This window comes from Insulibacter thermoxylanivorax (genome assembly GCF_015472005.1).
Classification (GTDB): Bacteria; Bacillota; Bacilli; order Paenibacillales; family DA-C8; genus Insulibacter; species Insulibacter thermoxylanivorax.
On sequence record NZ_BMAQ01000001.1, the window covers coordinates 181,180 to 207,129 of the forward strand.

The following is a 25,950-nucleotide window of genomic DNA, read 5'->3' on the forward strand; positions in this document are numbered from 1 at the left end:
CCGTGATTCTGATGGGAGGGTATCATGTGGAACGCACGTTTATCATGATCAAACCCGATGGTGTACAGCGAAGATTGATCGGGGAGATCATCTCTCGTTTTGAGAGAAAGGGCCTCAAGCTGATCGCAGCCAAGCTGCTGAAGGTAAGTGAAGAACAAGCCCGTGCCCACTATGCGGAGCATGCCGGCAAGCCGTTCTATCCATCATTAATTGAATTCATCACCTCCGGCCCAGTTCTCGCCATGGTATGGCAAGGGGTCGATGCGATTCAGCACGGGCGGGCGCTGATCGGCAAGACCAATCCGCTCGAAGCAGCTGCGGGAACGATCCGCGGCGATTACGGCATACATACGAATCGCAATCTGATCCACGGCGCGGACTCGAAGGAAAGTGCGGAGCGCGAGATTGCGATCTATTTTGCACCGGGTGAGTTGGTGGATTACGAGTTGGCACAGCATCATTGGATCTAACTGCTCATGATCGCATTCATAATAGCATTCATGGATCCAGCATGGGAGAGAAGTCGATATGGATCAAGATTTCGTTGTTTTTATTGAGAAGGTTAAGTCTCTTGCTGCGGTCGACTTGTCCATGTACAAAGAAGCGCAGATGAAACGGCGATTGACAGCATTTCGCAACAAGAAAGGCTACTCAACCTTTATCGGATTGTATCGTGCGATGACCAAGGATCAGAAGTTGTTGGAAGAGTTTATCGATCGCATGACGATCAATGTTTCGGAATTCTGGCGCAATTGCAAGCGCTGGGAATCGCTGCGAGATCAGTTCCTTAAGGAGATGATCGCGCGCAGCCCGCACCTCAAATGCTGGAGCGCAGCATGCTCCACCGGCGAAGAGCCCTATACATTAGCGATGATCCTGCATGACCTGGGAGCGCTTCGTACTTCCAGCATCTTAGCTACGGACCTGGATGAGAAGGTGTTGGATGCGGCGAAGCGCGGCGTGTATCATGAACGATCTGTGCGCGAAGTGCCCGAGTATTATCTACAGCGTTATCTCAAGCGTCTGGAGACCAACGAATGGGAGATTGCAGATGAGCTGCGCCGCGCGGTCAAGTTTAAGAAGCATAACTTGCTGGCAGACCGCTTCGAGAGCGGGTATGATTTGATCATCTGCCGCAATGTGACGATCTATTTTACCGATGAGGCGAAGGCGATGTTATACCACCGTTTTGCTGAAGCGCTTAAGCCGGGGGGCATCCTCTTCGTCGGCAGTACGGAACAGATTTTCTCACCTGGACAGTATGGATTTGAGACGGCGGACACTTTTTTCTACAGGCGTGTATAGAACTTACCAGCACCTCCCATACTAATAGTACCTAATGGTTGGTTGTACCGTATGGTTATATTATGGAGGTTGCCTAAGATGGACAAATGGAAAGTGATTCAAGCCTATCGAAGGGGAATCATCAATCTTAAAGAATGTGCACAGATCCTTGGGATCGATTCGATGCGGGTGATGGGCATCATGAAGGAAAATACGAAGGATGCCGTTCATGTTGTTCGCGGCAAGCAGCCCGTCGGCTGATATTTGGGTCGCTGCAGGCAGTCGATTGCTTGTAAGTGAACTGTCGGGAATTGAAATGTCTGCGAGACTGTCGGTGAACAGCAATGTCTGCGAGACTGTCGGTGAACAGCAATGTCTGCGAGACTGTCGGTGAACAGCAATGTCTGCAGGACTGACGGCGTTCGCAATGCCCGTAAGACCGTCAGCGAACTGAAATGTCTGCGGAACTTCCAGCGAATTGAGCTTTTCGAGGAACTACCAGCGGCAGGTCGCGGATACAAGCAAGAGTATGCGGGTTGATGCCCAGTCAGCGCATAGCAGTCAGTCAACAGTACACATAGAGCTGTCCGAGATGAAATCGGATAGCTCTTATTTTGTTTGGACTGTATGCAGGTTGTGCACAGGTAGAAGGTACGTTTGGAGCATGACTGGTGTGTGTATAGGTAAAAAGCGGCGTTTAACATATGCAGGAGCGGAACTGGTGCGTGAGTCGACAGAAACTGTTGACTTAGCGTGCGCCGAAACAGTCTCCAGTCTCCACACGTGTGACGACAAAAACTGTTGACCAACGTAGGCAGAGGCAGCTCTCAGGGCAAGAGCTGCACAATAGTAGAACCCAAACCTGAGACGATAAAATCTATCGATTCAACCTGTATTCAACCTGTATCCAATCTGTATGCAATCTATGTCCAATCTGTATCCAACCTGTATCCAACCTGTGTCCAGCCAGCGCTCATTCTGCACAGTCTGCGCGATCGCGGGATGTCCAAGTATTTCTTTACCTTCGGGTGCTTGTTATACTATAATGAGCATATGAAACTATGTAGTGCATAAAAGCGCTAAAGCGAGAAAATGCAGCGCTTCTATGTTTAGAAGGAGGAAGCAACGTGAGATATTTGACTGCAGGAGAGACCCATGGTCCGCAATTAACAGCGATTATCGAAGGATTGCCAAGCAATATGAAGATTGATTTCGATGAATTAAACTATCAGCTGCATCGTCGCCAACTTGGCTATGGCCGGGGCAGACGCATGCAGATTGAGAAGGATACAGCGAAGATCGTCGGCGGTGTGAGGCACGGCCGGACGACGGGGGCTCCCGTAGCGATCGTGGTAGAGAATAAGGATTGGGAGAACTGGAGCCATGTGATGAATGTGGAGCCGGTGGAAGGGTCAGAGGAAGAACTGCGCCGCGTCCATCGTCCCCGTCCAGGCCATGCGGATCTGAACGGCGGGCTGAAGTATCAGCTGAAGGATCTGCGCAATGTGCTGGAGCGTTCCAGCGCCCGCGAGACGGCTGTAAGGGTGGCAGTCGGTGCGATCGCCCGGCAATTTCTGGCGGAGTTCGGCATCAAGATCGCCGGCCAGGTGCTGCGGATCGGCGAAATAGAAGCGAAACGCCATGATTTGCCGATCGATGAGATCATCCGCATCACTGAAGAATCCCCTGTGCGCGTGGTCGATAAGGAAGCCGAAGCGAAGATGATCGAGTACATCGATAAAGTCAAAGCAGAGGGCGATTCGATCGGCGGCGTTGTTGAGGTGATCGTCGAAGGCGTGCCCGTCGGTCTGGGCAGTCACGTGCAATATGACCGCAAGCTGGATGCCCGAATCGCGATGGCGGTCGTCTCTATCAACGCATTCAAGGGTGTTGAATTTGGCATCGGCTTCGAGGCAGGCAAGCTGCCTGGTTCGCAGGTGCATGATGAGATCCTCTATTCGGAAGAAAAAGGGTTCCACCGTAAGACAAACCGCCTTGGCGGCTTCGAGGGCGGTATGACGAACGGTGAACCGATCATTGTTCGCGGCGTGATGAAGCCGATTCCGACGCTGTTAAAACCCTTAGCAAGCGTTGATATCGACACGAAGGAGCCGTTCAAAGCACAGGTGGAACGCACGGACAGCTGCGCCGTACCCGCTGCAAGCGTGGTGATGGAACATGTCGTCGCTTGGGAAGTGGCCAAGGCGTTCATGGAGAAATTCGGCGGAGATTCGATGGAAGAGATTCGCGCGAATTACAACAACTATCGCAAGCTGTTGGAGATGTATTGAGATGAAGCGTCTGAATGTTGATCTGGGGGATCGCTCCTACCCGATTCTGATCGGCGAGGGCATCCTCTCCCGGATGCCTGAATTCCTTGCGGAACGCGGGATCAAGACGGTGAACAAGCTGCTCATCGTCACCGATGACACGGTCGCAGGATACCACCTTGCACCGCTTCAGGAGATCCTGACACAGGCCGGTTACTCCGCTGCCGTTCATACCGTGCCGGCCGGTGAACAATCCAAGACGCTGGAGCAGTTTGAAGAAGTGATCACGAGTGCGCTGAAGGCAGGGCTCGACCGCCATTCCGTGATCATCGCCCTCGGCGGCGGCGTGGTCGGCGATCTGGCCGGGTTTGCCGCGGCCAGCTTTATGCGGGGGATTCGTTTCGTCCAAGTACCGACGACGATCCTTGCCCATGACAGCAGCGTGGGCGGCAAGGTGGCAGTTAATCATCGCTTTGCCAAGAATATCATCGGCGCGTTCCACCAGCCGGAGCTCGTGCTCTTCGATACAGCGCTGCTGAAGACGCTGCCGCAGCGGGAGATCCGCGCCGGGCTGGCGGAAGTGATCAAGGAAGGGCTGATCTGGGACGCTGATTTTGTCGCCTGGTGTGAGGAGCATGCTGATGCTCTGCTGGCGTTGTCCCCCGAGGAAACGGCGTATGCGCTGTATAACGGCTGTCATGTCAAAGCCCAGGTCGTCTCACAGGATGAACGGGAGCAAAGCCTGCGTGCGATCCTCAATCTCGGACATACGATCGGCCATGCCCTTGAAGCTGTAGCGCAATATCAACAACTGCTGCATGGCGAAGCGATCTCGATCGGCATGGTTGGTTCTGCGAAGCTTGCGGTACGTCTGGGGTACGATCCTGAGATCTATACGACGACGAAGCGCATCCTGCAGAAGTTCGGTCTGCCCGTTCGGATTCCGCATGATTATAGTACGGAGCAGATTCTGCAAGCGATGATGCACGATAAGAAGTTTAGGGACGGCAAGATGGTATTCGTCGTGCCTGTCGCGATCGGCAAGACAGAGATCCGCGATGATATCGAAGCTTCTTGGATCAAGGAGATCATCGATGAATTAAAACAGGAGGCGTAAGTGATTATGGCAGTACGAGGTATACGCGGGGCGATCACCGTGCCGCGTAACGGCGAAGAGGAGATCTTGCAGGGGACGAGCGAACTCTTGCACGAGATCATCGCAGCGAATCAGATTCAACCGGAAGAAGTGTGCAGCTTTTTGATTACGGTGACTCATGATTTGGACGCAGCTTTCCCTGCACGCGCCGTGCGTCAAGTTCCCGGGTGGGAGATGGTGCCGTTGATGTGTTCCCAGGAGATTCCTGTGCCCGGCAGCTTGCCTTTGTGCATCCGTTTCTTGCTGCAGGTCAACACCGATAAGACCCAAAGCGAGATGGTCCACGTCTATCTGAATGATGCGAAGAAACTCCGTCCCGATCTAACGGGAGCCGATGTTTGACATTGGAGACGGTGGAAGCAGGAGACGCGTTTGAGCAGGCAAGATGGATTTTGTCCTAAAAATAGGATATAAGAGGAGCGAAATAGGCTCTATTGGTTCATTTTGTCAGAAAATTAGTATAAAACGAGGGCGGCGCGAGGCGAAACGATTGATTTTATCCTAAAAGTAGGACTAAAAACGAAAAACAAGCGTGAGCGAAAAGGTTTTGTCCTAAAATTAGGATAAAACAGCGCGTCCATTGCAATTCTGCAAGTCGAAGAGCAGGGATGTGATCTAGTCAAGCTTATGCGCAGTTTGAGATAAGTTGTTGTTTAGAAAACTTGATCATATTCAGTATTGTCAGCGGCTGATTATTCGTGTATAGTTTGTAGTAACAGTTTAGAGCTGAGCATTGAGAAAAGTTGAGTAGTATTGAGCAGCATTGCGTGATGGAGTCAGGCGAGACACTGCACGGAAGTGAAGAGCACATCTGAGATATTCATGGAAATATAACAAGGATCTTAATCGAGTATTGAGCTGAGTAGAGCTGAGTACAGATGAGATGAGCTGAGAAGAGTTGGGGGATCTTGCGGCTGTATGCGGATCGATTCCTCGGGTATGTACGGACGTGCATAAGTGCATAAGTACCGAAGTGCAGAAGCTTAAGAGCACGAAAGTATGGAAACACGGAAGCACAGGAGTACAGAAGCGACCTGTCCGGGATGCAGCAGCTGGCAGGACAGTTGTACCCTTATATCATCTTATCTGTATGCAAACCTCTACTTCGCGTAGAGGTTTTTTTATTTGTTGTTCGTGATTCCGAGCGTATGGAGATGGAGGAGGTTCTCACATGGCGAATGCTGAATTGCAAGAAGTGATCCGGTTGGCCGGGCAGTTCAATCTTGTACCGATTGCAAGAACACTGATGGCGGACACGGAGACACCGATCCGCGTGTTCCAACAGTTCTATGAGGAACCCTATGCTTTTCTGCTGGAAAGTGCTGAGGGAGGCGTGAATCTGGCGCGGTATTCCTTTATTGGAACGGATCCCTTCCTCATCATCAGAGGAAAAAACGGCCGCTTTACCGTGGAGTACAAGGACGGTACGAAGGAGATCGCTGAAGGCAATCCAATCGAGGTGCTGCGCCGCTTATTCGCCGCTTACCGCAGTCCGGCGCTGCCCGATCTTCCCCGTTTTACAGGCGGTGCTGTTGGTTTCTTCGGCTATGATCTGCTCCGCTATTATGAACAGATCCCTTCACATCGCCGGGATGATCTGAATATGCAGGACATCGAGTTCATGTTCTGCGATCAAGTCATCGCCTTCGATCATGTGAAGCATCAGATCAAGGTGATCGCGAATGTGCATATCCCGGAAGGGGCCGATGAGGACGCAATCCGCCGTTCATATGAGCAAACCGTGAGCAGCATCGAACGGACGGTCAAGCGTCTGCAATCAACAAGACACCAAGAGGGTCTGCCCGTTCATGAACTGCCTGCAGATATTGAACTCGGAGAGATCACATCGAATGTCAGCGAAGAGCAATTCATGACCAATGTGGAGAAAGCCAAAGGCTATATACGCTCTGGTGAAGTTCAGCAGGTCGTTTTGTCGCAGCGTTTCGAGATGCAGACGGAGATCTCGCCGCTGCAGGTCTACCGCGTGCTGCGCATGATCAATCCTTCTCCATACATGTATGTATTGAAGCTGTGCGATGAAGTGATCGTCGGCGCCTCGCCGGAACTTCTCGTTCGCGTGGAAGGGGATCGGGTGGCGACGAGGCCGATTGCCGGCACGAGACCCAGAGGCGCTGAGGAAGAAGAGGACCTTAGGCTGGAACAGGAACTGCTCGCCGATGAGAAGGAACGGGCAGAGCATCAGATGCTGGTCGATCTGGGACGAGAAGACCTCGAGCGAGTGTCGGAAGAAGGGTCCGTCAAGTGCGACAGCTTCATGGAGATCGAACGCTACTCCCATGTGATGCATATCGTCTCTCATCTATCGGGCAAGCTGCGGGAGGGCAAGGATTTCTTCGATGCCTTTATCGCCTGCCTGCCTGCGGGAACTGTATCCGGTGCGCCGCGGATTCGCGCGATGGAGATCATCGCTGAGCTGGAGCAGGAGGCGCGCGGAGCCTATGCGGGCTCCATCGGTTACTTAGGTTTCTCCGGCAATCTGGATTCCTGTATTACGATCCGCACGATCATCTTCAAGAACGGCAAAGCCTATGTACAAGCGGGAGCGGGAATCGTTGAGGATTCCAATCCAAAGCGGGAATATGAGGAGACGGTCAATAAGGCCGCCGCATTGCTCAAAGCGATCCGCATGGCGGAAACGGTGTTTCAGCAAGTACCCCAGTGAGCGTGAGAGATATTCAATGCATAAGAGGAGGAATCGTAGATGAGCACGATCGATATAAAACAAGCCATTAACAAGGTTGTCGAAGGCGAATCCTTGACCAAGTCAGAGGCACGGGACGTGATGCGAACGATTATGGACGGTGAAGCAACGGCGGCACAAATCGGCGCCCTGATCGCGGCCCTGCGGATGAAAGGCGAGACCGTGCAGGAGATCGCCGGTTTCGCGGAGATCATGCGCGAGAAGGCTGTCCAGCTTCCGCACAACCAGACGGGCGTGCTGGATACCTGCGGCACCGGCGGCTCGGGTATCCGCAAATTCAACATATCGACGACTTCGGCAATCATCTGCGCAGCCCTCGGCGTCCCCGTGGCGAAGCACGGTAATCGGGCGATGTCCGGCAAGAGCGGCAGTGCCGATGTCTTAGAGGCGCTCGGCGTGAACATCTCGATCAACCACGAACAAGCGGGCAGATGCCTGGATGAGATTAAGATCTGCTTCATGTTCGCTCAGAATTATCATCCTTCGATGAAACACGCTGCCGGACCGCGCAAGGAGCTGGGGATTCGCAACATCTTCAATCTGCTTGGCCCTCTCACGAATCCGGCCAATGCGGAATACCAGGTGATGGGTGTCTATGACCGCTCGAAGACGGAATTAATCGCGGGTGTCTTGAAGGAGCTTGGCCTTAAGGCAGCCTTAGTCGTGGGCAGTTACGACGGCTTGGATGAGATCAGCATCGCGGCGCCTACTCGGGTGTCAGAGCTCAAGGATGGTCAGATCACTACCTACGATATCACTCCTCAAGAGTTAGGTTTGTCCGAAAGCCCATTGGAGCAGATCCTCGGCGGCGAACCGGCGCATAATGCGAAGATCGTGCGGGAGGTGCTGGGCGGCGCAAGGAATGCTTACCGCGATATCGTATTGGCCAATGCCGGCGCTTCCCTGTATGCTGCACAGCGCTGCGCAAGCATGGCGGAAGGCGTACAATTAGCGGCACATGCCATCGACTCTGGCGCCGCACTTGCCAAACTGAACGAATTAATCGATTACACAGGAGTTGTCAGCCATGTATCTTGATAAGATCGTGATTACGAAACGAGAAGAAGTCGAACGTCTGCGGACAACGCTCCATCCAGCCGAAGCGGAACGCCGCATTGCGGAGCTGGCACCCTGCCGGGGCTTTGCAGAAGCTCTTTCGGCAGGCAAGCGGCACCGCAGCATGGGGCTGATCGCGGAAGTCAAGAAGGCATCGCCGTCCAAAGGGTTGATCCGTCCGGACTTCAATCCTGTACAGCTGGCCCGCACCTATGAGGCGGCCGGTGCAGACTGCATCTCGGTGCTTACGGATGAGGTGTATTTTCAAGGGGCGAATGAATATCTGACAGAGATTTGTCGGGCGGTGGACCGGCCGCTCTTGAGGAAGGATTTTATCATCGATCCGCTGCAGATCTATGAAGCGCGCTTGATCGGCGCTGACGCGGTGCTGTTGATCGCTGCGATCCTGAGCAAGCAGCAGATACGGGAATATCTGCAGATGGCAAGAGATTTGGGCATGGATGCCCTGATTGAGGTGCACAGCAGGGAAGAGCTGGAGATGGTTCTGGAACTGGACGGCGTCTCGCTGATCGGCGTGAACAACCGCAACCTGCATACCTTTGAGGTGGATCTAGAACATACGAGACAGCTGATCGATCTGATGCCGAAGGATGTGACCATCGTCAGCGAAAGCGGCATCGCAAGTCCGCAGGATATTCAGTGGTTGGCATCCATCGGTGCGGATGCGGTGCTGATTGGGGAGTATTTTATGCGTCAGGATGATGTGGCGGAAGCTGTCCATCAGCTGATGGGCCGCATGCCGGCATAGTCCAAATAGCCAAATAGCAGGATAAGCATGCGGCACACTTCGCAGCAGCATACCGCATGCTGGACAGTTCAGCAGCAACCTGCATGTCTGACAGTTCACAGCAGTATACCACATGCCAGATGGTTCACAGCAGCATCCGCACTGGTATACGGCCTTGCTGTATAACGGTTGTCAGCATGTTGCTAATCAACATCGTGCATACCATACAGGCTGAGAGCAAGGAGAGATTCCATGAACCCACTGGTTAAAATATGCGGAATCACGAAACGGGAGACGATCACCGCTATCCAGCATCTGCCGATCGATTATCTGGGCTTCGTCTTCGCACCAAGCCGAAGACAGGTAGATGCGGAGCAAGCCGCAGAGCTGATCGGAGCGTTGACTCCTGCCCGCCGGCCGCGTACGGTCGGCGTATTCGTTCAACCGAGCCTTGAGGAATTAAAGCAGGTGCAGCATATAGCCGCCTTGGACGTCGTGCAGCTGCATGGGCGTGAGACGCCGGAGTTCTGCCGAATGGTGAAGGAAGAACTAGGTGTCGAGATCTTCAAGATAATCCCGGTGGCGGAGGGAGGAGAAGCGGGCGATCCAGAACTGCAGACGGCCATGAAGCGCCGCCTCGATGAATATGCAGCTGCAGGCGTCGATGCCGTCATGCTTGACACCTATGATCCCCAAGTCGGCGGCGGAACCGGCCGCACCTTCCGCTGGTCGGTGATTCCCGAATACCGGCGCTGGGCGGTGGAAGCGGGTATTCCACTGATCGTGGCCGGGGGGCTTGATGTGAATAATGTCAGCGATTTGATCGCAAAGTACCAGCCGCACGGCGTCGATGTGTCCAGCGGCGTGGAAACAAGCGGTGTCAAAGATATAGCGAAGATTCAAGCATTCGTAGAAAGGGTGAAGCAACATGGCAACCACGATGCCTGACCAATACGGGCGTTTCGGAAAATTCGGCGGAAGATATGTGCCGGAGACATTGATGAATGCATTGCACGAATTAGAAGAGGCTTATCTGCATTATTCGCAGCAGCCGGACTTCCAGGATGAGTTGCGCTATCTCTTGCAGCAATATTCCGGTCGTCCGACCTCATTATATTATGCTGAGCGGCTGACGCAGCATCTCGGCGGTGCGAAGATCTATCTGAAGCGGGAAGATCTGAACCATACCGGTGCTCATAAGATTAACAATGCCATCGGACAAGCCGTGCTGGCAAAACGCATGGGCAAGCGCAAGGTGATCGCCGAGACCGGAGCGGGACAACACGGCGTTGCTACGGCGACCGTTGCTGCTCTTCTGGGCTTGGAGTGCAAGGTCTTCATGGGAGAAGAAGATACGAAGCGGCAGGCGCTGAACGTCTTCCGGATGAAGCTCCTGGGCGCTGAAGTGATTCCCGTAACTTCGGGAACGCGCACGCTGAAGGATGCCTGCAATGAAACCCTGCGCTACTGGGTAAGCAATGTTCATGATACTTACTATATCCTCGGTTCAGCGACGGGTCCCCACCCTTATCCGATGATGGTGCGGGATTTCCAGCGGATCATCGGCGATGAGACGAAGAAGCAGATCATGGAGCAGGAGGGGCGCCTGCCCGATGTGATCATCGCCTGCGTGGGCGGCGGCAGCAACGCCGCGGGGATGTTCTATCCCTTCATCGAAGAAACTTCCGTCCGCCTGATCGGCGTGGAAGCGGCGGGCAAGGGGATCGATACAGGGGAACATGCGGCGACGATGGCGAAGGGCAAAGAAGGCGTATTCCAGGGATCCTACAGCTATCTGCTGCAAGATGAATACGGTCAGGTGCTGCCGGCCTATTCGATCTCAGCGGGTCTGGATTATCCGGGGGTTGGACCGGAGCATGCGTACTTGAAATATACAGGTCGTGCGGAATATGTACCGGCAACGGATCAGGAGGCACTGGATGCCCTGCAGTTGCTGAGCCGTACGGAGGGCATCATCCCGGCGCTGGAGAGCGCCCATGCGGTTGCCTATGCGGCGAAGCTGGCACCTGAACTCTCGGCTGATCAGATCATCGTCGTGAACCTGTCCGGCCGCGGGGACAAGGATGTCTCGCAGATCATGGATTTACTGGGAGGGGAAGCCTGATGAATCGAATCGATGCCGCTTTTGCAAGACTCCGTGAGCGGGGAGAGACGGCTCTGATGCCCTTCGTGACGATCGGTGATCCCGATCTTGAGACCTCGCTAGAGATCATCGAATGCTTGGCAAAGGCCGGTGCGGACATGATCGAGCTGGGGGTTCCTTACTCCGATCCCCTGGCGGACGGACCAGTGATTCAACGCGCCTCCGAGCGGGCGCTTCGCAATCAGGTGCGGATCACCGATGTGATCCAGCTTGCCAAGCAGGCCAGGGATCGGGGCGTGGAGATTCCTTTTATCCTGTTCAGCTACTATAATCCCGTTCTTCAGTTAGGACCGGAGACATTCGTGAAGCTGCTGGTTGAGCATGACATCAGCGGCATGATCATTCCCGATCTGCCGATTGAAGAGGATGAGGAGATGAAGGCTCTGGCTGCCGCCCATGAACTGCATCTCATCCCGCTCGCAGCTCCGACTTCCGAGCAGCGGATCGCGAAGATTGCGGGCCGTGCCAGCGGATTTATCTACTGTGTCTCATCCCTCGGCGTCACCGGCGAACGCTCCCAATTCTCCGAGGAAGTTGACCGCTTCATCGAGACGGTTCGCGCGGCCAGCCGCGTGCCCGTATGCGTCGGTTTCGGCATCTCAAGCCGTGAGCAAGTGGAGCGCTTCTCGAAGGTGAGCGACGGAGTCATCGTCGGCAGCGCGATCGTTCGGAAGATCGAAGAAGCTCTCCCCCTTCTGCAAGATGCTCAGACTCGCAAGCAAGGACTGTTGCAAATTGGGCAATTTGTGGCACAATTAAAAGGACAACATCTCGAAACATTGGGGGAATAGCGGGTGCAACCAAAATCAACGATCATGGATCTGCCGGTATACCAACCCGGCAAACCGATAGAAGAAGTGAAGCGAGAATTGGGTCTTGAAGAAGTGATCAAGCTCGCATCAAATGAGAATCCCTACGGCTGTTCTGATTTGGCGAAACAAGCAGCGATGGAGGAACTGGAGGCCAACAGTTTCCTGTATCCTGACGGCGCCAGCCATGAACTGGTGCAAGCACTGGCGGAGTTCTATCAAGTCCGTCCCGAACAGATCCTCATCGGCGCGGGTTCCGATGAGATCATCGCGCTGATGACAAGGGCCTATCTGGTTCCGGGAGACGAGACGATCATGGCGACGCCGTCGTTTCCCCAATATAAGCACAATGCTCAGATCGAAGGAGCGGTTTGCATCGAGGTACCGCTGGTGAATGGCACCCATGATCTGGAAGCTATGGCAGCGCGCATCACCGAGAAGACGAAGATCATCTGGGTGTGCAACCCGAACAATCCCAGCAGCACGATCGTGACGAGACAGCAGCTGGAAGACTTCCTGGCGAAGGTGCCGGATCATGTCTTGGTCGCCCTGGACGAAGCGTACTTCGAATACGTGGAAGATGAAGCCTATCCCGATGGATTGGATTATATCGATCGTCCGAATGTCATCGTGCTTCGCACTTTCTCCAAGGCTTACGGCCTAGCTGCTCTGCGCATTGGCTACGCCGTCGGCGATCCGCAGGTGATCCGTGCGATCAACCAGGTGCGCGGTCCCTTCAATACGACGCGCGCCAGTCAAGCAGCGGCCCGGGCAGCCTTGCAGGATCAGGATTTTATCGCTTCCTGCCGGGAGAGAAATCGGGCGGGAATCGAGTACTTAAGCCGAGAGTTTGAACACTTGGGGCTCTCCTATTATCCCGCATACGGCAATTTCATCCTCGTGGATTGCCGGCGTGATGCGAAGCAGTTGTTCGAGTCGCTGCTGCGCAAAGGCATCATCGTGCGCGGCGGTCATGCGCTTGGTTTCCCGACGTCCTTACGCGTGACCGTTGGCAGCATGGAGGACAATGAGAAGTTCATCCGAGCGCTGGAAGAGGTATTGGCTGAGCGATGAAGATTGCGATCTTAGGCGTCGGGTTGATCGGCGGGTCATTGGCACTGTGTTTCAAAGGGAAACCGAACTTGTATGTCATCGGTTATTCCCCGAATCCCGCCTCGGTGGAAAAATATATAAAACGCGGTGTCGTTGATGATGCGACGACTTCGATGGAAGAAGCTGTGGCAGATGCCGATGTCATCTTCTTATGCGTGCCGGTAGGGATGCTGGAGACGTACCTCGAGAAGCTCAGCGAGCTTCCGCTTAAGAAGGGCTGCATCATCACCGATGTTGGCAGCACGAAGGGGGCTATCGACCGCTGTGCGAAGCGCTTGGCGCTGAAGGACGTGTATTTTATCGGTGGTCATCCGATGGCCGGCTCAGAGCGCTCGGGAGTCGAAGCGGCATCCTCCTATCTGTTCGAGAATGCCTATTATGTTCTCACTCCGAACGAGCAGGTGCCGCAGGAAGTATACGACCGTCTGGAACAGCTGCTGTCGCTGACACGCGCCCGGATCATTCGCGTCGATGCACAGCTGCACGATGAGATCGTCGGTGCGGTCAGCCACCTGCCCCATATCATCGCCGTTGCACTCGTGAATCAGGTTGCCCGTTACAACGATGCGAACCCGCTCTATGAAGCTTTGGCGGCCGGAGGTTTCCGCGATCTGACGCGGATCGCTTCCAGCGATCCCGTCATCTGGCGGGATATCCTGCTTCATAACAAAGAGGTTCTGCTCGATCTCCTTGCCGATTGGGGCAGGGAGATGGAGTTGTTCCGGCGCCTGCTTCTAGAGGAAGACGGCGAAGGCATCGAGCGGCAATTCAGCCTAGCTTCGGAATTCCGCAGCCGCCTGCCGGAGCGGCGCCGCGGTGTGCTCCATGCGATGCTATACGATCTCTATGTCGATGTACCCGATCATCCGGGGATCATCGCGAAGATCACGACGCTCCTCAGCGATCATCAGATCAATCTGGGCAATATCCAGATCCATGAGAGCCGCGCCGATGTGCCGGGGGTGATGCGGCTGTCCTTCCGCAACGACCAGGATCTTGCCAAGGCGGAACAGCTGCTGAAGGATGCCGGCTACACCGTGCGTTATTAGCAAGGTCAGCAGTGCTTAAGGCAGCAAAGGGAAGGCCTTAAGCACTGATTTCATCCTCCTTGAAGAAATACGGCTCATTATGGGGAAAGTGAGAAATATAGAAAACGCTAACAAAAAAGTGTTGACAAACTGAAAGCGTATACAATATAATATAACTACAGTATGGTTTCTCTCCACTCCTATCCGAATAACTAGGCACGATTTTGTGCAGCCACCTTCATCATGAAGGTGGTCTTTTTTTTGCGTATTGTTCATAAATTGTTCCAATATTCACGGAGCAGGATTTTCAACATCTAGCACGAATTTATACAACTTACGCAGAATGTTTGAGATGATGATTTTTGGTTTGATTATTTTGATTTGATTATGTTTTAATAATGAATGCGTAACCTTTTCGGCAAAAGGAACGTCTTATTTGAATAGATATTTGGTGATTATGGGAATGTGCAAGCGCAACTTTTCGCCGCAAGTCAAGTATATCTAAGCAGTGAGACTAACGGCGGAGGTCGGCGCCTTGCTCTTGCAAGGAGGTACGGCGTATGAACGACTCCCAATTGATCCGCGAGATTAAAGACGGCAACGTCGAACTGTATTCGAAGTTGATAGAGCGATATGAGCGTAAGATCCTTGCGTTTATTTTTCATATGTTAAAGAGCTCCAGATTGGAATCGATGGCCGAAGATCTATGTCAAGAGACGTTCTATAAGGCTTACAGGAGCCTGTCGACGTTTCGCGAAGTCGAAGCGTCCTTCTCCACGTGGCTGTATACGATTGCGCGCAACACGGTGCTCAGCGAACTGCGCAAGCACAAAGCACAGCAGGTTTCCTTGGAGGAGATTACCGTACAGCCCCAGATTGCGCCGGAAGCGCAGCCGGAACAGACGGTTCTCCGTTATGAGAAAGTCTCCATGGTGCGCAAGGCGATCAACAATCTGCCTGAGAAGCAGCGCTCCGCACTGATCCTTAGAGAATATGACCAGCTCGATTACCAAGAGATTGCGAACATCCTGGGGCAAACGGTCAGCTCTGTCAAGTCTTTGCTCTTCCGCGCGCGAGCCAGTGTTAAGATGCAGCTGGAGCCCTATATCCAAGAGCCGATTCTTGAGGAGTACGAAGGGATGAAATCACGATGAGATGTAAGGATGTGCAAGAATTACTAGGTCAATATTGGGACTTGCCTGATCATGATCTGAGGAAGATGGCGGTAGACGAGCATATCGGAAGATGCGCATGCTGCGCGGAGGAGTTCAAACTGTGGGAAGAAAGTGGAGAACTCATCTGGGATGCCGGCATTGAAACGGTAGTGCCTGCGACGAGAAGTTCGATCTCAGCCTCCGTCATGGAGCGAATCTATGCGGACGAGTCCTGGCGGCTTCCCGTAGCTAAGCGCGCTTATTCGTTGACGAGGAGCATGAAATTGCGCATCAGCGCGGTGATCGGTTTCTGCCTTGCCTTGTTCCTCACCAGTTTCATCTATTCCATCGTCTCAGATCAGGAAGAGGTTCAAGCATATGCCTTCCGTCCAGGAGTTGTGCCGGTGATGAGCGCGCAGAGCGGCGACAGCGCCGTGCAGCTGGCGTTGTTCAGCCAGGAGATTCCGACGGCTTCGATCACGGCTCCCTTCGTGCTCGATATGGGTCAGGTGGATTCCTACCCGGATTATCTGATCGTAATGTCGATTATCGGAATCGTGTTCTCCTTGCTGACCATGAATTGGCTCTCGAGACTGCGCTCCTAGCCCAGCCCAACTGAAGGCATGTAAGACAAGAGCTAACGGATCCAAATGGTTTTGTTATATAACAGCTGTAACAGCGCGTAAGATCCTTTCCAGCGGAAGGGATCTTAATTATTTTGTGAAGATTGGTTTCAACATGTCTGTCAGCCGAAGGATGTCGATAAAGGTCCATTGCTGGAATCGGCGATAACCGATATACTCTAGAGAAAATAGAAATATCCAACCACATAGCATCTTATGAAATTACAGCAATGGAATGGAGAGACAGAGACAGATGACGATATTAGGTTTGATCCGTCACGGGGTGACGGATTGGAATGCAGCCGGCAAGATTCAAGGACAGACGGATATCCCGCTTAATTCAGAAGGAAGAAGGCAAGCAGAAGTGCTGGCAGATTGGTTGCAGCAAGACGGGATCCCATGGGATGCCATCTACAGCAGCGATCTGCAGCGCGCATACAAGACGGCGAGCATCATCGCCGATACGCTGCAACTGCCGCAGGTACAGATCGATCCTCGGATCAGAGAGAGGAGTTTTGGTCATGCGGAAGGCTTGACGGCGGAGGAACGAGTCGCTCGCTATGGTGAATCATTGGAAGGAGCGGGGATGGAGGCAGAGGAGCGGATCATAGCACGCGGCAAACAGTTCCTGGATGATCTGCTGTCTGCAAAGAGCGGCAAGCGAATCCTGATCGTCAGCCACGGCGGATTTCTAAAGCGTTTCAACAAACTCCTGATCCCGGATCTTCCCGATGCGTATATCGATAATGCTTCGCTAACCATCGTTAAGCAAGAAGGGAACGGATGGGCGCTTAAGCTTCATAATTTCGTCGCGCACCGCATCCGGGATTAAGCGTTCTGCCGCATAAAAATTCCCGATCATCCCATAATGTACTATAAGCGAACACGCGCATCAGTACGGAGGGATGATCATGAACTTGTCAGAGATGCTGTGCTACGCGGATATCGGCTTGCTGGATACCATCGCCAAGCAATATGCCTGCGAATGCAGCAGCCACTCGAAGAATGAGCTGATTCAAGCGATCCTTTCTGCGCTTCATCGCAAGGATTCCTTCGATCCCTTCATCAGCGAACTGAACGATGGGGAGATTGGATTGTTAAACCGTCTGCTCTTCGACAGAAGGTCTTATTACAGTTTAGAAGAATTAACGGCCTTTGTCAGCCAGGCGGTGAAGGAGCGTCCGGGCAGAGTCGGCGGAGAGCAGCAGGAGCAAGAGATCAGTCCGCGGGAGATGATCGCGAAGTTCAGACGGCGCGGCTGGTTGTTCAACGGTCATTCCCAGCAGACGAGGCACCTGTTTCGCATGCCGGAGGATATCAAGAAGCGTTTCTGCGACAGTTTCGCTTCCCATCTCAGCCGGCAGCTGGTCTATATTGATCAGCCTGAAGCCTACAGGGATGAACAGATGATCATCGGCCGGGATGTATGGCAATTCCTGCGCTTTGTTCATCACCACGAGGTGGCGCTCACGGTGGAAGGGACGATGTACAAGCGCACGCAAGAGCAGTTGATGGCTGCTTTTCATGTCAAAGAAGAATTGATCAAGTCGCGGGGATGGCGGTTCGGCTATGGGCGCAGGTTCAAAGATTATCCCAGCCGTCTCTCATTGATCTACGATTATTGTTACTTCACCGGGCTGATCGCAGAGACTGAGAAGGGCCTTCAACTGACAGAGAAAGGTACGAAGAAGGTCCTGCGCGAGCTTAAGGAAGATCCGGCTGAAATCTATCGCTTCTGGCTGAAGTTGTACAAAGGCCCGATTCCGAATCTGCAGGCCCTTGTTCAGTGGCTGTATCGGCTGTGCCGAACGTGGACAACCGCGGATTCCCTGCAATCCAGCCTTGTGAAGATGATCCAGCCCTTCTATTATGACCAGCCTGAACAGATTCTAAGGGAACGAATCCTTCATATGATGATGCATCTGGGTCTCCTGCAGATCGGAGAGGATCGGGAACTGGGCATGGTCGTCCGGATCAGTGAGCTCGGCGATCGCATCTTGTCAGGAGCTTATATCCCGGAGGAAGAGAAGATAGAATTGGAAGAAACCGTACCGCTGCTATGGGAGCAGGATTAGCCGAGATCCTGCTGCCGTTGGCATATCACCATACATGGGAGAGTGACGATATGACGCACAAATATCAAGGGGTTGAGCCCAAGCTCCATCCTTCGGTCTATCTGGCGCCGGGAGCGCAGGTGATCGGGGATGTGAGCATCGGTGAGGACAGTTCGGTCTGGTTCAATGCAGTGCTGCGCGGAGATGTGGCACCGATCATCATCGGCAGGCGCAGCAATGTGCAGGATTTGGCAGTGGGACATACAGATGAGAATCAACCGTTGATCATTGAAGATGGTGTAACCATTGGTCACGCAGCGATCGTACACGGCTGCACGATTCGCCGCGGCGCGCTGATCGGAATGGGTGCCGTCATATTAAATGGTGCGGAGATTGGGGAATACGCGATGATCGGCGCGGGTGCCGTGGTCACGGAAGGCACGGTGATTCCGCCGCGTTCCTTGGCGCTGGGCGTGCCGGCCAAAGTGGTCCGTCAGTTGAATGAGGAGGATCTTAAACATATGAAGAACAACGCTGCCAACTATGTGAGGAAAGGCAAGCAATACCGTGCGGAGCAAGCGGGTGAGCCATCGTGAAGTTCAGCGAACTCCGACAGGAAGATTGGCTGGCACTGCGATTGTATCTGGACACGTGCCTGTTGCCCGTCACAGGTCTGACGGGCAAGGAATCCCCAGTAGAAGCTGGAGAACGCTTGGAACAGCTGCGCGATCTCCTCGATCTGCTGGAAATCCCGTATCACGGCAGAACGGTTACTTATCCTGCCTGGCATTATGCGGCGGACGCCGAAGATCTGCGGGCTCAGCTGGACAAAGTGGTCGAAGGCCTGCGGGAGAGCGGCTTCCGCTATGTCATCGTCGTTACATTGATGGAATCTTTAGCGGAGATTCGAGAGGCGGATCTGGTGATTACGCCTGCCAATGCCTCCGCCGTCCCCGAATTGATCATGAAACTCTGGCAATAGCAAGACTTTTCATGCGATTCCCCGCAGTATATTTTTCACAGAGATGTGACAAATTCATAACAAATCGTTGAACACCGCCGATTGAAGTGACTTTTGCCCTTGCGCCATTCTTGACGCTCTATAGACCTTAGGCTATTATTATTATGTCTTAATGCGGTGAAGGTAATATTATCTAGTGCTGAACTTGCGATTGACAAAGGGGGGGGAACGACTGATGAGCGAACATACTATTCAGCACCCAACGGAAGGACAACAACCTAAGACCAAGATGCGTGAGATGTCCCGCCGTCAATTTTTGAACTATACGCTTGGCGGAACGGGCGGTTTTCTAATTGGTATTCCGCTCGTGTGGAACCTAAGGTTTGCGATTGATCCGCTGCTGCAGGCTAAGTCCCAATCGAACTTTGTGAAAGTCGCGGAAGTATCGGAGATAACTTCTACGCCTACCCGCTTCAAGTTCCAGGTTGAACAGGTGGATGGCTGGTATTACAGCAAACCTGAGATGGAAGCATGGATTGCAAAGGCTCCGGACGGCACCATCTATGCGCTTTCGCCGAAGTGTAAGCATCTTGGCTGCGTCGTAAGCTGGGCGCCGGAAGGACATGCACCAAATGAGTTTTACTGCCCTTGTCACGGTGCTAGATATACCATTGACGGCAAAGAACTGGCCGTTGCTTCGGCTCCCCTCGATGAATACGAGGTCAAGCTTCAAGATGGCTTCGTTTATCTAGGTCCGATTAAGGCGAATACGCGTGTGTGAAAGGGGCGTACATAATCGATGATGAACAAACTCTATAACTGGATCGACGAGCGCCTGGACATCACACCGCTGTGGCGTGATGTGGCCGATCATGAGGTACCGGAGCATGTGAACCCGGCGCATCACTTCTCGGCGTTCGTATACTGCTTTGGGGGATTGACCTTCTTCCTCGTCATGATTCAGATCTTATCCGGTGTATTCTTGACGATGTATTATGTGCCGGATATTGTGAATGCGCATGCATCCGTAGACTATCTTCAGTATAAGGTAGAATTCGGTGAGATCGTACGCGGTATGCACCATTGGGGTGCTTCGCTGACGATTGTGATGATGTTCTTACATACGCTTCGTGTTTTCTTTACTGGTGCTTATAAGGCGCCGCGTGAGATGAACTGGGTCGTCGGCGTACTGATCTTCGCAGTCATTCTCGGCCTTGGTTTTACAGGTTATCTCTTGCCATGGGATAACAAGGCGTATTTCGCCACACAGGTCGGGATTGAGATCGCAGCTTCCGTCCCCTTCGTCGGCGATATCATCAAGGAGTTCCTGCAAGGCGGCGAGATCGTGGGTGCCCAGACCTTGACCCGTTTCTTCGCCCTTCATGTATTTATCTTGCCGGCTATCCTGCTTGGTCTCTTAGCGGCACATTTCATCATGATCCGCAGGCAGGGTATCTCGGGACCGCTGTGATGGAAGGGGGTTACTAGATATGGCTCAAGACCGCAAGGATACGGAGAAAGTAGTATATGTCGGCGATTCTAGGGTGCGCCGCGTACAGAGGACGAATATTCCGAAAGATTATTCGGCATATCCGGGCAAGACCGAGGCCTTTGTCCCGAACTTCTTGCTGAAGGAATGGATGGTCGGCGCCGTCGTATTGGTCGGCTTTATGATCTTGGTGATGACAGAACCGCCGCCGCTGGGTTATCCTGCGGATCCGACCAACACCGCCTTCATTCCGATTCCGGACTGGTACTTCCTGTTCTTGTATCAGTTCTTGAAGTATGATTATGTATCCCAGAGCTTCGTCATGTTCGGTGCTGTACTCGTGCCGGGCATTGCCTTCGGCGCCTTGCTGCTCGCCCCATGGCTTGACCGCGGCAAGGAGCGGCGCTGGTACAAGCGGCCCGTCGCGTCAGGGGTCATGCTCTTAACCTTGGCTTCGATGATCTATCTGACCTATGTCGCATGGACGGATTATGAGCGTACATTGGAAGAGCAGGGGATCACGCCGGAGCATATCGAGCGGGCAAGACTCATTGCCGACGGCGAGATCGAAGGCGGTGCGCCGAGGGCGGCAGAAGAACCGACTCCCCTCGTGGCTGTGGATGAAGCCGGGTATGAGATCTATCAGAATTCGACCTGTCTGAACTGCCACGGCACAGACTTGATGGGCTCAAGCTTCGCGCCAAGCCTGCGGGGAATCGGTGATAAGTATACAGCCGATGAGATTCATGATATCATTATTAATGGGAAAGGGATCATGGCCGGTCAGCTGCAGGACAACTTGAACAAGGGTCTGACCGAAGATGATCTGCAAGTGCTTGCCGATTGGCTTGCGAAGCAACAAACACAAGAAGAATAACATAACCGCAATGGAGGGAGGATTCGCTTGCAGGCAAGAAAGATTGCCGGCAGCGGGTCAGCCCTCTTTTCACTGTTTGCAGATTGACAGCAATTTCGCACAGAGGGGAGTCATACTTTTGTCAATCCGTGGTTTGTGGAGATGGTTCTGGAGCCAAGAGAACTTGCTCAGCCGCTGGATGCTGCACACGCTGATCGTCGTCGTGGGTCTGGGTACGGTATACGGCTATTACTGGTATTGGAATCAGCTGGTGGATACCTTCTATCATATCTCACCCTGGTTGCTGCCGATCGTACCGGACAGCCCGACGGCCAGCTTATTCTTCACATTCGCCGTGTTATATCTCGCTTATGATCGTCATCGCGGACGTCTAGGCGGGATTGAACAGGGCGCACGCATCGGCTTCGTGCGGGGCTTCGTCGAAGCCTTCGCCATGGTGACGATGGTGAAGTACGGCATCTGGGCCGTGGTGATCATCTACTGGGCTTATGCACTAGGTGAACCTTACCACTGGCAGCACGGGATGTTAACGGCATCCCACTTAGCAATGGTCTTTGCCGCCTGTGTCTACGGCAGGTTTTTCCGTTATCGTCTGCTTCATCTGGCCTGGGTGGCCCTGTGGACGATCATGAATGATATCATCGATTACCGGCTCGCCGTGTATCCGTGGTTATCCAGACATCTTCTTCCGTACTTGGCAGATGTGGAACGATTTACTTTTGTGATGAGCATCGCCTCGATTGCCTTGGCTGCACTTTATATCTGCCTACGGCAGAGAAAGTTGCCGGGTACATAGTCTAATTGTGGACATCCCCCCATATGTTATGAATAAGGGAGGGATGTCCAGTGTTATCTAAGCGATACCGTTGGATCGCCGGCTTCTTGGTGATCGTCTGTGCGATCCTTGCAGGCTGTAATGGGGATGCGGGCGGATTGCCCGATGAAACGCATAGGGATGATCTCGATGAAGAGAGGAGGGTCCCTCCGCAGCAACAGCAGCGGCTGCAGCTGTTAGATGAGACGGCGGACCGTATGTATGCGGAGCTGATGAAGGGGGAGCTCTTGGCGGCTCGAGAGCGCATGCGAGAACTTGGGGAACTTGCCGGCCGCATCGAATGGGCGGGCATCACCAGCGTGGAAGGCATGGAAGCACTGATGACCGCCATCGTCCAGGCTAAGGAACTCATGAATGCGGTGCAGGCTGAACCGGCCCGCTTGCAGATCGCGGCTGCGCAGGTGCGCCTGACGACGGATGCCTTGCTGCACAGGCATCAGCCGCTGTGGCTGGAATATGAGAAAACGCTGCGCACCGATACGGAGAAGCTGCGCGAGGCCGTGGAAGAAGGACGGAATGTCATCCAGGCGGCACAGCAGATCTACAGAGATTATCAAGTCATTCGTCCCGCAGTTCTGATCTCGAGACCGATTGAACTGAATGTGAAGATCGAATCCCTGCTCGCCTTCTTCATGCAGCAAGCGAACGTCATAGATGACCGTTTGCTGGAGCAGGTTGCGGAATTGTCCCGTACATGGGATGAGCTGTTCGGCAAGGATGTATCCGCATACTTGCCGTATGCCGAAGGCCAGAATCCGACCTACTGGACCTTGGTGATCGGTTCGATCATCATCACCGTGCTCTGTTTCGTCGCTTATCGCAAATATCAAAGCGAAATGGACGTTGTGCCGGTAACGGGGAGGAAGAAGAACGAGCGCTGAGGAATCAATGTTCCTCTCGAAAACCTTCGCCAAGCACATCCTGGACTTCGCTGATGACGATAAACGCCCGCGGGTCAACGGAACGCACGAGGAGCTTCAGCCGGTGCATCTGCGACCGCGAGACGATGCAGTAGATGATATCCTTCGCTTGCTTGGAATAAGCGCCTTTGGCCGGTATAATCGTAACCCCGCGGTCGATCTCTCGCGTGATGAGATCGGCCATTTCCGCGCCTTTTTCCGTGATGATCGTATAAGCTCTGGCTGCATAAGCGCCTTCCTGGATGAAGTCGATGATCCGGGTTGCGATGAAGACGATGACAAAGGTATATAGGATTTTCTCACGCGGAATATAGAAGAACGATGCGCCGATGACGGCGGCGTCGATCCAGAGCATCGTTCTGCCCATCGGCCAATGTTTGAGTTTATAAGCGATTCTAGCAATGATATCGGAGCCGCCCGTCGTTCCGCCGGCGCGGAAAACGATGCCGAGACCGAGCCCCGTGGTTACTCCTGCATACAAGGTAGCCAGGAAGAAGTCCTGTTCTGTCTGGAAGGTAAGCAGCATACCGCTGTCGATGAATCTCTCCATAACCCAGAGGAAGAAGGAGAGGGACAGGGTGCCGAGGATCGTATAGATCATTTCCACCTTGCCGATGAACCGCAGACCGAGCAGGAAGAGAGGGATATTGATCAGCAGGGTGAGCAACGAGGGCGGCCAATCAAACATATAATTTAACAAGATGGCGATTCCCGTAACTCCGCCTTCCATGAATTGATTGGGGATCAGGAACATATGTAAACCGAAGGCATAGATCGCCGTTCCAAGCAGGATGGGAATGACTGTTCGGAATAGATGTTTCCAGAAGCTGATTTTCACCGGTTGTTCCTCCATTCGAGTGAGTTTTCATTATATTAAACTTCCCATACAAAAATATTTGTCATCAAATCCACTTTGCGTTAACATGAGAGTAAAAGTCAACACCGAGGAAGGGGTAAGCATGGAGCAGAAAACCTTGACAGAGATTCAGCGGGAAGTCGATGCATACATATCGCAGTTTAAAGAAGGCTATTTCAGTCCCTTGGCGCTGCTCGCCCGCCTCATGGAAGAAGCGGGAGAGCTGGCCCGCGAGGTGAATCACCTCTATGGAGAGAAGCCGAAGAAGCCGGATGAACCGGAGAACTCCATCGAACTTGAGCTGGGTGATCTGCTTTTTATCCTTGTATGTTTTGCCAATTCCCTGCAGATCGACTTGACAGAAGCCCATCGCAAGGTGATGGAGAAGTTCAACACCCGGGATTCGAACCGCTGGACCAAAATTAACACCGAACCTTAAAGGCCGTCATATGCTGTACCATCAGCCGTATATAAGGAGGGTGGTGCGCCCATGGACGGCAAACGAGAGATCAAGAAAGCCTATGAATCCATTCTGGACAATGATTTCGAACAGGCGATCCGCTCCTTCGAGCAAGCGATCGAGATGGAGCCGGATAATGCAGAATATCATTATAAGCTGTCGATCACGTATGCGCGCAGCGGCAGACTGCCTTCAGCATTGACTCATGCACGCAAAGCCTGCGATCTGGAACCGGCGCACGACACCTATCGGTTCCACCATCTGCATCTGCAGGCCGTCGAGATGGTGCAGCAAGCTGAGAAACTAGCCGAGACCGGCGGCTCCCGCAGACTAAGGCTGGCTGAGAAGCTGCTCCAAGCAGCCGTTCGTAAGGATCCGCTGTGTTTGGAAACCTATCTGTTGTTAAGCGCGATCTATGCGGAACAAGGCCGATACCCGCAGGCTGCTGAGGCCGTGCAAGAAGTGCTGAAGCTGAGCCCGCAGCATGAAGCCGCATTACAACATATTGAACAATATAAGGTGCAATTTCAACCTTATATGAATATACCGTAAGCAAAGGAGTAAGCAATATGATAAAAGTAGCTGTCAGCGGTGCCGGCGGACGCATGGGCCGCGAAGTGGTAAAGATGGTATTGGGAGATGAAGAACTGCAGCTTGTTGCAGCGATTGACCCGGGAGCTCAGGGAATGGATGCCGGACGATTGGTTGGCGCAGAACCCTGCGGTGTGATCATCGCCGATGATCTCTCCTCTGCCTTGCTCGAATCCGGTGCCGATGTGATGGTGGACTTCACCGTGCCCCAAGCGGCCGTTCAGAATACGAAGATCGCGATCGAATCCGGCGTTAGACCGGTCGTGGGCACGACCGGTTTTACCCGTGATGAGATCGATATGTTGGACAAGCTTGCCAAGGAACGCGGGATCGGCGGGATCATCGCGCCGAACTTCTCCATCGGGGCGATCCTGATGATGAAATTCGCGGCCCAAGCGGCAAAGTATTTCCCGCATGTGGAGATCATCGAATATCACGGTGATCAGAAGCTGGATGCCCCTTCGGGGACGGCGGTGAAGACAGCCGAATGGATCTCCGCGGTGCGTGAAGAATTCCGGCAAGGGAATCCTAATGAAGAAGAGAAGATAGAGGGCGCTCGCGGCGGACTGTATGACGGCTTCCGCATTCACAGCGTGCGTTTGCCGGGGATTTTTGCACAGCAGGAGGTCATCTTCGGCGCTTTCGGACAGACGCTGAAGATCCGGCATGATTCCTATGACCGAGCGGGATATATGCCCGGGGTGAAGACCGCCGTCAAGAAAGTCATGGAACTCAAAGGCATCGTCTATGGTTTTGAACAGTTTATCGACTAGACATCAT

29 protein-coding genes are annotated in these 25,950 nt (G+C 53.3%); 28 read left to right on the plus strand and 1 reads right to left on the minus strand.

All coding sequences use genetic code 11. The features are described from left to right. The first annotated feature begins 26 nt into the window (after positions 1 to 26). The 25 genes from ndk (at position 27) to PRECH8_RS01020 (ending at position 23,224) form a co-directional block, all read left to right on the plus strand. A complete protein-coding gene (ndk, locus tag PRECH8_RS00900; RefSeq protein ID WP_200965173.1) occupies positions 27 to 470 on the plus strand; it encodes a nucleoside-diphosphate kinase in 444 nt (147 codons plus the stop codon). Positions 471 to 528: 58 nt separating this feature from the next. After that, positions 529 to 1,305, plus strand: coding sequence for a CheR family methyltransferase (locus PRECH8_RS00905; protein WP_200965174.1), 777 nt, complete (start codon positions 529 to 531; stop codon positions 1,303 to 1,305). 78 nt (positions 1,306 to 1,383) lie between these two features. Next, positions 1,384 to 1,545 (plus strand): hypothetical protein, encoded by a 162-nt coding sequence (locus tag PRECH8_RS00910; protein WP_200965175.1) that lies wholly within the window; start codon positions 1,384 to 1,386, stop codon positions 1,543 to 1,545. An 866-nt stretch (positions 1,546 to 2,411) separates the two neighbouring features. Beyond that, positions 2,412 to 3,575 (plus strand): chorismate synthase, encoded by a 1,164-nt coding sequence (aroC, locus tag PRECH8_RS00915; protein ID WP_200965176.1) that lies wholly within the window; start codon positions 2,412 to 2,414, stop codon positions 3,573 to 3,575. Between the two features lies 1 nt (position 3,576). Further along, the gene (gene aroB, locus PRECH8_RS00920) at positions 3,577 to 4,671 is read left to right on the plus strand and encodes a 3-dehydroquinate synthase (RefSeq protein ID WP_200965177.1); all 1,095 of its coding nucleotides are present in this window, start codon (positions 3,577 to 3,579) and stop codon (positions 4,669 to 4,671) included. 6 nt (positions 4,672 to 4,677) lie between these two features. Continuing rightward, positions 4,678 to 5,052, plus strand: coding sequence for a chorismate mutase (gene aroH, locus PRECH8_RS00925; protein WP_200965178.1), 375 nt, complete (start codon positions 4,678 to 4,680; stop codon positions 5,050 to 5,052). Between the two features lie 829 nt (positions 5,053 to 5,881). Continuing rightward, complete coding sequence (gene trpE, locus PRECH8_RS00930) at positions 5,882 to 7,393, plus strand: anthranilate synthase component I (protein ID WP_200965179.1); 1,512 nt, start codon at positions 5,882 to 5,884, stop codon at positions 7,391 to 7,393. 39 nt (positions 7,394 to 7,432) lie between these two features. Next, positions 7,433 to 8,470 carry an anthranilate phosphoribosyltransferase gene (gene trpD / locus PRECH8_RS00935; RefSeq protein ID WP_200965180.1) on the plus strand — a complete coding sequence of 346 codons (1,038 nt, stop codon included), beginning with the start codon at positions 7,433 to 7,435 and terminating at the stop codon, positions 8,468 to 8,470. After that, complete coding sequence (gene trpC / locus PRECH8_RS00940) at positions 8,460 to 9,257, plus strand: indole-3-glycerol phosphate synthase TrpC (protein ID WP_200965181.1); 798 nt, start codon at positions 8,460 to 8,462, stop codon at positions 9,255 to 9,257. The genes trpD and trpC overlap by 11 nt, the downstream gene beginning before the upstream one ends. Positions 9,258 to 9,488: 231 nt before the next feature. After that, entirely contained in the window at positions 9,489 to 10,184 is a 696-nt protein-coding gene (locus PRECH8_RS00945; protein ID WP_200965182.1) for a phosphoribosylanthranilate isomerase, read from the plus strand. Next, the gene (gene trpB / locus PRECH8_RS00950; protein ID WP_200965183.1) at positions 10,165 to 11,361 is read left to right on the plus strand and encodes a tryptophan synthase subunit beta; all 1,197 of its coding nucleotides are present in this window, start codon (positions 10,165 to 10,167) and stop codon (positions 11,359 to 11,361) included. The genes PRECH8_RS00945 and trpB overlap by 20 nt, the downstream gene beginning before the upstream one ends. Next, positions 11,361 to 12,191: a tryptophan synthase subunit alpha gene (gene trpA, locus PRECH8_RS00955; protein WP_200965184.1), complete on the plus strand. Its 831-nt coding sequence runs from the start codon at positions 11,361 to 11,363 to the stop codon at positions 12,189 to 12,191. Before trpB ends, trpA begins: the two co-directional genes overlap by 1 nt. Before the next feature lie 3 nt (positions 12,192 to 12,194). Then, positions 12,195 to 13,283, plus strand: coding sequence for a histidinol-phosphate transaminase (gene hisC, locus PRECH8_RS00960; protein WP_200965185.1), 1,089 nt, complete (start codon positions 12,195 to 12,197; stop codon positions 13,281 to 13,283). Beyond that, the gene (locus tag PRECH8_RS00965) at positions 13,280 to 14,371 is read left to right on the plus strand and encodes a prephenate dehydrogenase (RefSeq protein WP_200965186.1); all 1,092 of its coding nucleotides are present in this window, start codon (positions 13,280 to 13,282) and stop codon (positions 14,369 to 14,371) included. The genes hisC and PRECH8_RS00965 overlap by 4 nt, the downstream gene beginning before the upstream one ends. Positions 14,372 to 14,910: 539 nt before the next feature. Then, positions 14,911 to 15,504 (plus strand): RNA polymerase sigma factor, encoded by a 594-nt coding sequence (locus PRECH8_RS00970; protein ID WP_200965187.1) that lies wholly within the window; start codon positions 14,911 to 14,913, stop codon positions 15,502 to 15,504. Then, positions 15,501 to 16,109, plus strand: a complete 609-nt coding sequence (locus PRECH8_RS00975) for an anti-sigma factor (protein ID WP_200965188.1) — start codon at positions 15,501 to 15,503, stop codon at positions 16,107 to 16,109. Before PRECH8_RS00970 ends, PRECH8_RS00975 begins: the two co-directional genes overlap by 4 nt. A 253-nt stretch (positions 16,110 to 16,362) precedes the next feature. Continuing rightward, positions 16,363 to 16,959, plus strand: a complete 597-nt coding sequence (locus tag PRECH8_RS00980) for a histidine phosphatase family protein (RefSeq protein WP_242457354.1) — start codon at positions 16,363 to 16,365, stop codon at positions 16,957 to 16,959. A gap of 79 nt (positions 16,960 to 17,038) precedes the next feature. Continuing rightward, on the plus strand, positions 17,039 to 18,202 hold the full coding sequence (locus PRECH8_RS00985; protein ID WP_200965189.1) for a hypothetical protein: 1,164 nt from the start codon (positions 17,039 to 17,041) through the stop codon (positions 18,200 to 18,202). 50 nt (positions 18,203 to 18,252) lie between these two features. Further along, on the plus strand, positions 18,253 to 18,777 hold the full coding sequence (locus tag PRECH8_RS00990) for a gamma carbonic anhydrase family protein (protein WP_200965190.1): 525 nt from the start codon (positions 18,253 to 18,255) through the stop codon (positions 18,775 to 18,777). Continuing rightward, positions 18,774 to 19,163, plus strand: a complete 390-nt coding sequence (locus tag PRECH8_RS00995) for a DUF2487 family protein (RefSeq protein ID WP_200965191.1) — start codon at positions 18,774 to 18,776, stop codon at positions 19,161 to 19,163. Before PRECH8_RS00990 ends, PRECH8_RS00995 begins: the two co-directional genes overlap by 4 nt. Positions 19,164 to 19,377: 214 nt before the next feature. Beyond that, the gene (locus PRECH8_RS01000) at positions 19,378 to 19,923 is read left to right on the plus strand and encodes a Rieske (2Fe-2S) protein (protein WP_200965192.1); all 546 of its coding nucleotides are present in this window, start codon (positions 19,378 to 19,380) and stop codon (positions 19,921 to 19,923) included. An 18-nt stretch (positions 19,924 to 19,941) separates the two neighbouring features. After that, positions 19,942 to 20,613, plus strand: a complete 672-nt coding sequence (qcrB, locus tag PRECH8_RS01005) for a menaquinol-cytochrome c reductase cytochrome b subunit (protein ID WP_200965193.1) — start codon at positions 19,942 to 19,944, stop codon at positions 20,611 to 20,613. Between the two features lie 19 nt (positions 20,614 to 20,632). Beyond that, a complete protein-coding gene (locus tag PRECH8_RS01010) occupies positions 20,633 to 21,508 on the plus strand; it encodes a menaquinol-cytochrome c reductase cytochrome b/c subunit (RefSeq protein ID WP_200965194.1) in 876 nt (291 codons plus the stop codon). Between the two features lie 118 nt (positions 21,509 to 21,626). Next, on the plus strand, positions 21,627 to 22,304 hold the full coding sequence (locus tag PRECH8_RS01015; protein WP_200965195.1) for a DUF1405 domain-containing protein: 678 nt from the start codon (positions 21,627 to 21,629) through the stop codon (positions 22,302 to 22,304). A 50-nt stretch (positions 22,305 to 22,354) separates the two neighbouring features. Then, entirely contained in the window at positions 22,355 to 23,224 is an 870-nt protein-coding gene (locus PRECH8_RS01020) for a sporulation protein YpjB (RefSeq protein WP_200965196.1), read from the plus strand. Between the two features lie 4 nt (positions 23,225 to 23,228). Here the strand turns inward: PRECH8_RS01020 and PRECH8_RS01025 are convergent, their stop codons facing one another. Next, positions 23,229 to 24,101 (minus strand): YitT family protein, encoded by an 873-nt coding sequence (locus tag PRECH8_RS01025; RefSeq protein ID WP_371871157.1) that lies wholly within the window; start codon positions 24,099 to 24,101, stop codon positions 23,229 to 23,231. A gap of 121 nt (positions 24,102 to 24,222) precedes the next feature. Here PRECH8_RS01025 and PRECH8_RS01030 point away from each other — a divergent pair, with 121 nt between their 5' ends. Genes PRECH8_RS01030 through dapB form a run of 3 tightly spaced genes read left to right on the plus strand, consistent with a single transcriptional unit; the run spans position 24,223 to position 25,943 of the window. Further along, positions 24,223 to 24,558, plus strand: a complete 336-nt coding sequence (locus PRECH8_RS01030) for a nucleotide pyrophosphohydrolase (protein WP_200965198.1) — start codon at positions 24,223 to 24,225, stop codon at positions 24,556 to 24,558. Between the two features lie 51 nt (positions 24,559 to 24,609). After that, entirely contained in the window at positions 24,610 to 25,131 is a 522-nt protein-coding gene (locus PRECH8_RS01035; protein ID WP_200965199.1) for a tetratricopeptide repeat protein, read from the plus strand. A 17-nt stretch (positions 25,132 to 25,148) separates the two neighbouring features. After that, positions 25,149 to 25,943 carry a 4-hydroxy-tetrahydrodipicolinate reductase gene (gene dapB / locus PRECH8_RS01040; RefSeq protein WP_200965200.1) on the plus strand — a complete coding sequence of 265 codons (795 nt, stop codon included), beginning with the start codon at positions 25,149 to 25,151 and terminating at the stop codon, positions 25,941 to 25,943. Positions 25,944 to 25,950: the final 7 nt, after the last annotated feature.